An 11829-nucleotide genomic window follows, 5' to 3' on the forward strand; every position below is an offset into this window, starting at 1 on the left:
TCTTGTCCGATCAGGTACCCTCCCCCAATTAGGTGCCAATTCCCGTGATTTTGCTTGACGATTGTGCGGTCTGCACCGTTGTTGCAATACATTTGTAAGGTGCTGCAGTTATCCCTCTAGCAAAATTAGTGTGGTGTTTATTTGGTTGGTATTACATATTTTTCTACCTTTGTGGCGTGAATATGTGAATGATATGTAACCAAACACCACTAACAACCGCTCGGGGGGGGGATTTTGCTAGGTTGAGGTAACAAATTGAGTAGTAAAGAGGTTAATGAAAGTTCTACAGTTAGGAAAATTTTACCCAGTCAGAGGCGGGGTAGAAAAGGTGATGGAGCTCCTTCGGGATACTCTACCCACTCGTGGAATCGATTGCGACCTACTTTGCAGCAGTTATGATGCGGGTCCTTACAAAGAAGTAGCACATATTGATGGGGGTACCACCTTCATCAGCAAAACCCTCTTCAGGAAGTTTGGCACCACCTTCTCACCCCAGTTGCTCAGCAAGCTACGTGAGATCCAAGGGCATTACGATTTGATTCACATTCACCACCCCGATCCTATGGCCGGCTGGGTGCTCAAGCACTCCGGTTACCAAGGGAAAGTGGTATTGCACTGGCATAGCGATGTCTTGGTGCGTCCATGGTTGTACAAAATGTACCAGCCGATAGAGGATTGGCTCCTCCAGCGGGCAGATAAAGTGGTCGGTACCACTCCTATCTATGTAGCTGAGAGCCCACAGGTGGCGAGAGGTCTTCGCGATCGCTCCAAGCTCACCTACCTACCGATTGGGATCCCCGATAAGCATCCCAATGCAGAATTGGTGCAAAAGATACAAGCCAAGTACCAAGGCAAGCGACTCCTCCTCACCATTGGCCGACTGGTTCCCTACAAAGGGATAGAGTACCTGATAGATATGGCGTCGCACCTGAGCGATGATTATGTGGTGCTCATTGCAGGGCGGGGACCCCTCGAGCAGAAGCTACAGCAGCAGATCGAGGCAGAGGGACTGACCAATAAAGTGAAGCTCCTTGGCTTCATTAGCGACGAAGAAAAGGTGGCCTACCTAGAGGCGTGCCACCTCTTTGTCCTCAGTTCCATCACCAAAAACGAAGCGTTTGCCATTGTACAAGTAGAGGCGATGAGCCACCGAAAGCCAGTGGTCAGCACCCAGATCCCCGAGAGTGGGGTAGCTTGGGTCAATAAAGACCACGACTCCGGTCGTACGGTACCAGTAAGGGATGGCGAGGCTTTGGCGAGAGCAGTAGAGGAGATCTGCTCCAGCGAAGCGGGCTACCACGCCTATGCCGATCGGGCAAGAGCAAGGTTCGAATCACTCTTCACCATCGATGCCATGACCGACCGCTGCGTAGAGATTTATCAAGAAGTATTGAAACAATAATATAATAGACTACTTATCCAGCTATCTGTGATAGCACCATAAGTTAGAACACTATGAAAATGATTACTTGGACTAGTCTCGAAAACGAGAGAGAAGAAGAAGAACGAATCAAGGGAGATAGAGCCGTAAGTCTCACCTGCCCTGCACGGGAGGCAGAGGTAGAAGAGACCGTCGCTAGCTCTAACTCATCATTGGCCTATAGAGCGATCAAGCGGTTTTCCGACATCGTGATTGCCCTCGGCGGGCTACTTGTCTTTGGACTTCCTATTTTGGTGATTGCCTTCCTCGTATGGCGTGAAGACAAGCACTCTCCTATCTTTAAGCAAGAGCGTATTGGCAAGGGGGGCAAACCCTTCACCCTTTATAAGTTTAGGAGCATGCGGATCGATGCCGAAAAAGGTGGTCGCCCACAGCTTTGTGCTACCGAGGGTCAGGATCCACGCCTCACCAAGGTAGGCTCCTTTATCCGCAACCACCACCTCGATGAGTTTCCACAGCTATGGAACATCCTACGTGGTGATATGAGCTTTGTAGGGTATCGCCCCGAGCGTCAGTTTTTTATCGATCAGATTATGGAGGCCGACTCTCGCTACGAAGAGCTCTATGAGATGCGTCCGGGCGTCTTCAGCGAAGCCACCCTCTACAATGGCTATACCGATACCCTCGCCAAGATGCTCCACCGCCTCGAGATGGACCTCGACTATATCAAGTCCCCTAGTCTGATGAGGGATCTCTCCATTATTTGGAAGACCAGTCTCTCGATCTTAAGTTTTAAGAAGTTTTAATTTCGTCACCAACTACTCACTTCATTAATTAATTTTTTCCTACCTTTGTAGCATGAAGTATATTGTCAATAATTTATCCCTTTGGGGAATGCTGATGGTGCTTCTCCTGGTAAGTTCGTGCAAATCGGTCAAAGATATCACCTACTTGCAGGATATGGAGTACCTGCGTGAGTACAAAGCACGCTACGACTCCAAGGCGACTATTAAGCCCGAGGATAACATCCGTATCGTAGTGAGTAGTTCGCGACTAGAGCTGGCCGCCCCCTTCAATCAGTCCACCACCTCTCAGGTGCAAGTCTCTAAGGATGGGACGGTAGGAAGTCAGGAGTATGGAGGTAGTACCGACCGCCAAAACGTCTATAGGGTCAATCAAAAAGGGATGATCAATTTTCCTGTGCTGGGTATGATACAAGCGGGAGGAATGACCATCGATGAGCTCCAAAACTCCATCTCCAATGCGATCATCAATGGTGGTTACTTGGCCGATCCTAAGGTCTATGCCGAGTATGCCGACTTTATCTTCTATACCCTAGGGAGCCTCAATCAAGGCAAGCATACCGTAGAATCGGGGAGCATCAACCTCCTCGAGGCGATTGCGATGTCGGGAGGCATTAATGAGAAGGGCGATTTCGAGCAGGTATTGGTGCTCCGCAAGTCGGGCGATAGCTACATCATGATCCCCAATAATGTGAAGAGTACCGAGGTGATCAGTAGCCCCGCCTTTTACCTACAGCAAGGCGATATGATCTACGTGCCACCAAGATATGTGACGGACGAAAAGGAGGATACCTTTTGGCGTGTCTTCAGCCGTGTGGCTAGTTTGATCACTCTACCAGTCTCTGTGTTGGTAGCAGTGATGCAGTTCAAGAGATAAGCATTTAGTGAATAGATGAGTAATAATCCTAACATACATCAGCAGGGAACCCCCAAAGTCAATGGGGCGACAGGCCTCAATGCGATCGACCTCTTCCGCTTCCTCCTCTCCAAGTGGTATTGGTACGTGGCGGTGATCCTCCTCTTCGTCGCTGCATCGTGGTATTGGGTGGCGAGGCGGCCACTGATCTACTCTAGCGGTGCACAGGTGATGATCAAAGACCCCCGTGCCGATATGAATGTGGATCTAGAGGTGGGTTCACGGCGAGGCAATAATAGCCTTAACAATGAGGTCTATATCTTCCGCTCCAAGATGCTGATGGCTGAGGCGGTGAAGCGAGCAGGTGCCGATGTCAATTATCAAGTCAAGCGCAACCTCCGCTATATAGAGCTATACAATAATACCCCACTGCGTCTTGTGACGGTCGATAGTCTCTCCTCCCAATCCTTTGCACTTGAGATGACCTATCTGGGTGATAATCAAGTGGAGATTGAAGGATTCCCCGAGCCAGAGAAAACCCTCACCTTACCTTTGGGAAAGACAATCCAGACCCCTTATGGACCACTAACGGTACTCGCTACTGACACCTTTGAGGAGTCGAAGACCAAGGGAACCACCATCAAGGTGAGCAAGTGGCCAGTGATGGCAGTTGCCTCTCGCTATGTAGGGGCTCTGACCACCGACCCACAGAAGATGACCCGTATCCTGGAACTCCAAATCAAAGATAACCACCCCTACCGTGCTGAGCAGGTGCTCAAGGCACTCGTAGAGGTTTATAATGAGGAGGCGATTGATGATAAAAATGAGAGTGCCCGCAAGACCGCTCAATTCATCGACGACCGTATCGTGGCGATGGGCGAGGAGCTCGGTAGTGTAGAGCAGAAGCTAGCCGAAGCACAGAGTGAGGCAATCGATGTCACCGCCCTTGAGGTGGGGAGTGTCAATGCGGTAGAGATCAGTCAGGTAGAGCGTGAGCTATCACTGCTCCGCTCGGTTCGTGCCGCCATCGCCAATCCGCAGAGCCAGCAGAGCCTCCTTCCAGGTGAGGATATTGTGGAGCCCACCATCGGTCGCCAGATTGCTCAGTACAATGAGATGAAGATCCGTCGCGACCAAATCGGGCAAGAGGGCAGTAGCAATAACCCTGTGGTGAAAGAGCTCGACCAGACCTTGGGTCTCCTCAAGGGCAATATCACCACGGCGATTGACAACCTCATCAGCTCCAAGAACTTCTCGCTCCGGCAGATGAAGAATGCCAAGGGGGTAGCGATCAATAATATGAAGTCGCAGCCTTATCGTGACCTCGGTACTCTTGATATCGCGCGTCAGCAATCGATCAAGGCCGACCTCTATGTCTTCCTACTCAAGAAGCGTGAGGAGAACTCCCTCAACCAGGCAACGGCTGAGACCAATGCCAAGGTGATCGACTTCTATACCGGCTATCAACCCATTAGCCCCAATCGTACCAAGAGTATCGCCATCGCGATCTTGGCCGCTTTGGTGCTGACTACTTTTGTCTTCGTGATCCAATTGGTGAGTGATAATAAGGTTCGTAGCAAGAAGGAGCTAGAAGAGGCCCTCTCTATCCCACTGCTGGGTGTGACGCCAGCCGATCCACTACAGCAGAAGCACACCATACACGGCATTGCCGCTCAAGGCGACGATGCCAGCACTGAGGCGTTCCGCATCCTCCGTACCAGTCTCCTCTTCCGCCTACGTAATATACAAGGGGCTGAGGGTGGTCGTACCGTGATGCTCACCTCCCTCTTCGAAGGGGCTGGTAAGAGCTACGTCTCCTACAACCTCGCCCGCTCTCTCGCCTTCTTAGGCAAGCGGGTAGCATTGGTGGACCTTGACCTACGCAAGGCGAGCCTCTCTCGCCGTCTCCAGCTCACAGGGGCAGGGGTGAGTGACTATATCCTCGACCCCACTTCAGAGCTGGCACCCATGATGGTACAGCCCGATACCGAGCTGCCCAATCTACAATTCCTCTCCACTGGTGGTGAGGTCTACAATCCTGTAGAGCTGCTGATGGATGAGCGGTTTGACCAACTGATCGCCACACTACGTGCCGACTACGACTTTGTACTCTTCGACTCTGTGCCCTTCGTGGCAGTGGCCGATGCGGCGGTCGTCTCAAGAGGTATGGATATGAGCCTCTTCGTGATCCGCTCGGGTGTGACCGATAGGCGGGTACTCCCCGATATCCAGCGCATCTATGATGAGTCGCTCCTCCCCAATATGCACCTGATCCTCAATGGCGCAGAGTTCCGCAAACGTGGCTACGGCTACGGTTATGGCTATGGTTACGGCTATGGCTATGGACAAGGGGCCAGAAAAGGTAAACTTAAGAAAAAAGGAAAATAAACATAAGAATTAAAATCAGAGAAATTATGAAACAAAACAAGAAGTACGAGGCGCCTACCCTCTCCGTAGAGGAGGTGCGGATCGAAAAGGCCTTCCTAGCCAATGCTACTCCCAGCGCCAATATGCCTGATAAGGCTTTGCCAGGCGAGGGTACCGGTGAAGATGGTGATGTGAATGATTGGTTTATCATTGATTAAGTTCAATCCTGATCCCCTTTTTAGAAAGAAAGAGGTGATCCATTAGATTGTTAATGTAATTAAGTAAGAAAGAACGTATGACTAAAAGAATTTTCTTTACTCTCCTTGGCACATCCCTATTGCTGGCAACAACCCCTGCTTGCAATCACTCGGAGAATCCAGAGGAGTATTGCTATGCACACGCTACGGCTACTATTGCTGATGGAAGTGGTGCTGGCTCTACGAATAAATTAAAAGCACTCTTTGAGGGTGGTGCTACGAAAGATACCCCTGCAGTGATCAAGTGGAATGTGGAAAACAAACCGCTCAATATGTTGGTCTACTACCCAACTACTGCTGAGAGTAAAGCAGTAGCAGCTTCATTCAAGTTTAAGAGTTCTTACAAAGGTGATCTTAGCTTCCCATATACTACTGATAATGTTGTAGACCAGCGAATAAAGTACTTTGCCACAAGTGGGCTTAAAGAAGATGCTAATATCACTAAGGGTGCTTTTATTGATAATACCAGTACTTCAAAGAGTACAGGTGTGGTGCTACATACCGCTATGACGAACGAGGGTAATGTCAATATGAGTAAGCCTGGAGTTTCCTGGCCATTGATTTCAACTCAAGAGAAAGAGGGGTTTACCCATCTGTGGAGCTCTGTTCACACAACAAGTGGTGGTCCTATCAACTTCCACCTCTTTGGAAACATCTTCTTTGTACACTTTGATAATGTGATGAATCTTAATGGGTATGATGCCAACTCCAACGACACCAATATTGAGCATCGCCCTAAGCTCACTATAGAGTCCAATGGTATGGCATTTGGTGGCTCCACCTTTGCCAATAACGTTTTCGCGGATCAGGTGAATGACTGGACTGTGGAGACTGCAGCCAACAAGGTGACCTATCATCTGAGTAGTCTTGAATTCGGTCCTACTGCCAAGCGACAAATCTTGCCTGTTTGGTTTAGACCTATGACCCCTGTTAGTGGTGAGTTTGGAATCACCATCACGTGGGAGGTGTGGAATACCGAAAACAATGCTTGGGATAAGAGCATACAGAAGTTCCGCTTGCCTATTGGTAAAGAACTGGCTGGCAATAAGACCATGTTTGCTGATACCGATGGTCGCTACTACCGCATGAACGTAGGTATCTCTCCAAAGATTGGTGCGGAGTTTGGATCCAACTCATTCTATATCCTAGAGATCAATCCTCCTGCATTTGACTAAGATAGAACTATTTATATTACATAGATAAATAAGAATATAATGGTAACAAAATATTTGAAACTATTTACTGCCACCTTGGTGGCACTCTTCGCCCTCGCTGCTTGTCAGAACGAGCGAACCATAGACCTCTATGGGGAGGGGGGCGATCCTGACGCGCTGGATGTCAGCTTCACGGTTAAAGACTATGATGAGGTGACGCTACGCTCACACCTCCGCCCAGAGGATGAGCACCGTATCGAGAGTCTCGTAGTTTGGGTATTTGATGGACAAGGTCGCAGAGTCGGTGAACCAATTATTAGCCACGATGTGGAAAAAGACTTTGGTTTCGTAGCTAGGGATTATGCCCCTACGACAGGTGAGGGATCAACTGATAAGGGGATTCATTTTGGAGGAACCGAGGAAAAAGGTCAACTCAAAGATAGGATTAATCTCCGTCTGAAGAATATCAAGGACAAAATCACCATCGTAGCACTTGCCAACTTTGACTCTGAAAACTTCGACATAGAGAAAGGAAGTGCTGTCCTTGAAAGCGATGCCCAACTAAAGAGCATTGAGACCCTCGATCAATTGAAAGAGTTCCGCCTCAACATCAATCAAGCTAACCACGAGTATGCTTCCACTGAGCGCTATGAGGCTCCTTTGCTGTATGCATATCAAACGGTTAATGCTGCAAATACCTTTCATAAGGGGGAAAAGAAGGTGAGCATTGAGTTAGTGCCTTATGTGGCTAAAATCTCTACCTTTGTTAAAGCGGGTGATGGAGTGACCATCAATGCGATTAGATATCACTTTGAGAATATCCCTACCAATACCGACATCTTTAATGCGGTGTCTAAGAAGAACGAAGGTGGTGCTGACGTCATCAAGCCTTTGAACACTCGCTCTACACAGATGCTGGTGGATGCAGGTGACGATGGTGTGAATAAAAATAGTCAATTTAGAGCTGAAGGTTACCTCATGCCCAACTACCCTGGCTATAACAAAGAGATTACGCTAGCTGAGATCGAAAAGGCACAAGAGGTAAGACAAGGTGTTTCGGGCTACAAGGGCTTTGACCTCCGTCAAAAGCGTGTGAAGACCACCAATGCAGACGATCCTAACAAGGTAGATAATGGTGATTGGGTGTATGCTCCTAAGGAGGCAACTGCATTTGTGATGGAGGCTGACTTAGTCATCAATAAGAATGATATTGAGCAGAGAGCCACCGTTACCTATTCAGTGGTGCTTGGTGACTTTGGTGGTGAACACACCAATTGGGATGCTCCTTCAAAGGCAGACCTAAAGAAGCTCAATGACTACAATATTGAATCTGCCACCCACTATAAGTACACCATTACGATCAATGGTGTGGAGAATATCATTGTAGAGGCGACCGCCTCTGATAAGCTAGTGGAGCCCAACCCCTCTGTAGAGGGAGGTACCGTGGTAGGTAATAAACCTACCTTCCAATTGGATAGCCACTATGAGCAGCGTACTTTTACCCTCAATGTTAGTGACTTCAATATCTTTAATGATATCAATACCAAGGAGCTTAAGCCAGATGCTGAGCTGAAGTTTATGGTGGAGTCTCCTTTCCAGCCACTCAGAGTAGTCTCCTACAATAAAGTAGAAGCCAATAATGCACGACTAGATGGCGTCCCTAGAGATAAACAGGTAGATAGTGACTGGATCCGTATCTATGTCCATGACCCAAAGAAGACAAAGAATGGCTACTTTGATAATACGAAGTTGCCTGAGGTGATTTACTCCGAAACTGTAGCTGATGCTAAACAAGGAGATAACGTTGGAACTTATTGGAATAAGACCCTTACGGTAGAGCAATTCTTTGCTTGGTTGCTCAATGACCCTAAGCCTCTTTTTGATAGCAATAATAACATCTGTATTACGCTCTTCTTTGACGAGTACTACTACGATTGGGATCCAAGTAAGATTGCTAGAAGTGAGAGAAAGCACGAAAATAAGCAGGCTGATCTTTGGAAGACTTTCTGTAATGCTCCCGACCGTAAGTTCTTCTTGCTGACCGATAATATCCGTACCTCTCCCGACCAGAAGAATAGCTATGTGAAGGGTACCTATGTATCGGTGAGCCAGCACTCTATCAAGACCTTCTTTACAGAGGCTCCTGAAGGCATTCGTGTATGGGGTGTAGAGTCAATTGATGAAAACCCAAATATTGCGTTTGCATTTCAAGGCCCTGGAGAGACTTCTCGCTGGATCAACAACTGTACCTCTAATGGTTGGATCAATACGTGGAATATATTGGGAGCTTCACAGGTGATAGTTGATGAATCAACGGGTATAGGTGGATATGCTCTGTGGATGCGTGATGCTGTGCGTAATGGCGAGACAAAGAATGGTGAGAAAGTTAAGTATTTGATGTCCTCTATTAGTGCCTTTGGGCGCGAAGATGGAGTTACGCAGTATCCTACTCGTGATATTTGGAAACAGCAGACGATAGGTGCCCCTACTGGTACTACTTTCAATCCATCAAGAAAAGCGGCGATTGGAAGGCTGAAGCAAGATGTGGCACTCTTTACACCTTTCTTACGCAATCGTGATGTGAACCGTGACGGATATATGCAGGCTAATGAGATGAAGTGGTATATTCCCTCACAGGTGGAAGCGGAGATGCTAGCAATGTTTGAGCAGGCTTTGCCAGGTTATGCTCGCCTTCAGGCTCCTAAGGTCGATAAATTCCAAAATAAGCTAGTATTGTACACCTCTTCTGCTTACTTAGGAGGTACTTCAGTATATGGGTCAAATCCTATATCCATTATAGTGCCTACCCTATCTGCTTGTCCACTCCTCGAAATATTAAACGGATTGGTTCCAGGCTCAGGTGCTCCTGTTTCTAAGATACGTGATTTGCGTTCAACCACTCGTTTGATTAGAGACCTTGGTATTATAGAAAAGTCGAGTATTGAGGATCCAGATGGCTTCTCGTATAATTTCGCCGATAAATATTTCGTTGCTGAGGCTCCTAAGATGCTTAGATTCATCCCTAATTTTGACAATAAAACTCAGAGGAAGAAAGAAGACGACCGTGGAGGTGTATTTGTGGGGTATGATCACCTAAATCCATCCGTGGCTCGCTTTGCCTTTGCCGATGGAGAGCTACCTAAGCACAATGAGCGTGACGCATCAATGCGTGTCTATTATAAAGGGTTTAAGCTTTCAAAGCGCTATGTGACTAGTTTCCCTAATGGTAATCTAAAGAAGCCTGGCACCATGGATAGTGCTAAAGAGCCTGATTTAAGACGTTTGCTTCGGATGGGGATGAGCCCTTGCTATTCCTATTTTGAAGAGAGTAATGCATCAGATAAAGGTAAGTGGAGAATGCCTAATATGTCTGAGTTGGCAATTATGGGTCTTTGCACACCCAGTTCTACAGAGTTCCACTATGACTCTGCACCTTCTGCAGCTGGTAAGCGTTTTATAGTATGGGCTAGTACCATTCCTTATTTTTCTGAAAGGAATACTGTAACTCCAGGATTCTTTATGCGCGTTGATACTCGCTTAATATGGCCAATGGCATTTGATACACCAACATTTGGTCCTCAAGTTGAGAATTATGCAGGTTGGTTCCGTTGCGTGCGTGACTTAACCGATGCCGAGTGGCAAGCAGCTAAGAAAAGAAAATAATAGTAAATCAAGATAGTATATGAAAATTAGACAATTCATTTCAGTCCTCGGACTCTCAGCAGTGACCTTTATTGGGGCCGCTGCTCAGAGCGAGGTGGTGAGCGAGTTCGCTACCGACTCCACTAAAGTGGTGACTTACAATGATGATAAGTACAAGGTGGAGACCAATCACTTTGGCGATAACTGGTTCATCACCCTACAGGGTGGTGCTCAGATGCTCTTTGGTGACCACAATAAGCAGATGGACTTTGTGGACCGCCTCACCCCTGCTGCTACAGTAGCATTCGGTAAGTGGTTTACCCCAACCATCGCTGTACGTGCCCGCTTTACTGGCTGGGAGCTGAAGGGTGTTTCGGGTCATACCGAGAATATCCCTGGCAACTACCAAGGCTTTATCGTGGATCCTATGATGAAGCAGGGTCATATCGCTGGTAAGGTGAATGAGGCGGCTACCAAGCGTGTCGGCTATGATATGTACGATACCAAGATGCAGTACCTCAATAGCTCAGTAGATGTGCTCTTTGACGTGGTGAACCTCTTCGGTGGCTACAAGGAGGATCGTGTGTTCCACCTAATGCCTTACCTAGGTATCGGTTGGGGACACTCGTTCAACAACGCTGCGGTGATGGAGGATCACAAGATGGTCTATCGTGATAAGAGCAACGAGGCCACTATCAATGGTGGTCTGATCGCTGCCTGCCGTCTTTCTGATGCTCTTTGGCTACACCTCTCTGCCGATGCTTTCTATGCCAATGACCGCTTTGATGGTCAGATCGGTGGTCGCTGGGGCGAGGGTATCCTACAGGCACAGTTGGGTCTGACCTACAATATCCCTGGCCGTGGCTGGAACCGTAGCCATACCACTGTAGTGACCTACAATGAGGAGCTACTCAACACCCTTCGTAACCGTGTCAACGAGCTACAGCGTGCTAATCAGGCACTCCGTGATGAGCTAGCTAGTCAAGCTGTCGTAGAGGAGGCTAAGGAGACGATCATCGCTGGTCCACTACTCGTGACCTTCGTGATCGATAAGTGGGACCTCTCTAATAAGGATAAGGTGAACCTAGGCTACCTAGCTGAGGCAATGCGTCGTGAGCCAAATGCGAAGTTCGTGATCGCTGGTTATGCCGACCGTGGTACCGGTTCTTCAAAGCGCAATCAGTTCCTCAGCGAGCAGCGCTCTAAGGTGGTGATCGACTTCCTTGTAAACGAGCAAGGCATCAGCCGTGACCGCTTGATCCGCGAGTCCAACGGTGGCGTAGAGAATATGTTCTACGACGACCCACGTTGCAGCCGTGCTGTGATCTCTCGTGTGGCTAAGTAACTAGCCCCCCCATATAAATAAGTG

Annotated in this window: 8 protein-coding genes; all 8 read left to right on the forward strand. The window is 48.2% G+C overall.

Features of this window, described 5'->3' with window-relative positions; genetic code table 11:
- Window positions 1-274 precede the first annotated feature (274 nt).
- The 8 genes from QVO39_RS02085 (at window position 275) to QVO39_RS02120 (ending at window position 11805) form a co-directional block, all read left to right on the forward strand.
- Window positions 275-1402 (forward strand): glycosyltransferase, encoded by a 1128-nt coding sequence (locus tag QVO39_RS02085; protein WP_021902812.1) that lies wholly within the window; start codon window positions 275-277, stop codon window positions 1400-1402.
- 53 nt (window positions 1403-1455) lie between these two features.
- Entirely contained in the window at window positions 1456-2187 is a 732-nt protein-coding gene (locus tag QVO39_RS02090; protein ID WP_021902813.1) for a sugar transferase, read from the forward strand.
- Between the two features lie 52 nt (window positions 2188-2239).
- Window positions 2240-3061, forward strand: coding sequence for a polysaccharide biosynthesis/export family protein (locus QVO39_RS02095; protein ID WP_021902814.1), 822 nt, complete (start codon window positions 2240-2242; stop codon window positions 3059-3061).
- 15 nt (window positions 3062-3076) lie between these two features.
- Window positions 3077-5428 carry a GumC family protein gene (locus QVO39_RS02100; RefSeq protein WP_021902815.1) on the forward strand — a complete coding sequence of 784 codons (2352 nt, stop codon included), beginning with the start codon at window positions 3077-3079 and terminating at the stop codon, window positions 5426-5428.
- A gap of 26 nt (window positions 5429-5454) precedes the next feature.
- The gene (locus QVO39_RS02105) at window positions 5455-5625 is read left to right on the forward strand and encodes a hypothetical protein (RefSeq protein WP_021902816.1); all 171 of its coding nucleotides are present in this window, start codon (window positions 5455-5457) and stop codon (window positions 5623-5625) included.
- A gap of 77 nt (window positions 5626-5702) precedes the next feature.
- Window positions 5703-6839, forward strand: coding sequence for a hypothetical protein (locus tag QVO39_RS02110; RefSeq protein WP_021902817.1), 1137 nt, complete (start codon window positions 5703-5705; stop codon window positions 6837-6839).
- A 39-nt stretch (window positions 6840-6878) separates the two neighbouring features.
- Window positions 6879-10481: a FimB/Mfa2 family fimbrial subunit gene (locus QVO39_RS02115; RefSeq protein WP_021902818.1), complete on the forward strand. Its 3603-nt coding sequence runs from the start codon at window positions 6879-6881 to the stop codon at window positions 10479-10481.
- Window positions 10482-10500: 19 nt separating this feature from the next.
- Window positions 10501-11805: an OmpA family protein gene (locus QVO39_RS02120; RefSeq protein ID WP_021902819.1), complete on the forward strand. Its 1305-nt coding sequence runs from the start codon at window positions 10501-10503 to the stop codon at window positions 11803-11805.
- Window positions 11806-11829: the final 24 nt, after the last annotated feature.

Source organism: Porphyromonas sp. CAG:1061 (genome assembly GCF_000435035.1).
In the GTDB taxonomy this organism is placed as follows: Bacteria; Bacteroidota; Bacteroidia; order Bacteroidales; family Porphyromonadaceae; genus Porphyromonas_A; species Porphyromonas_A somerae.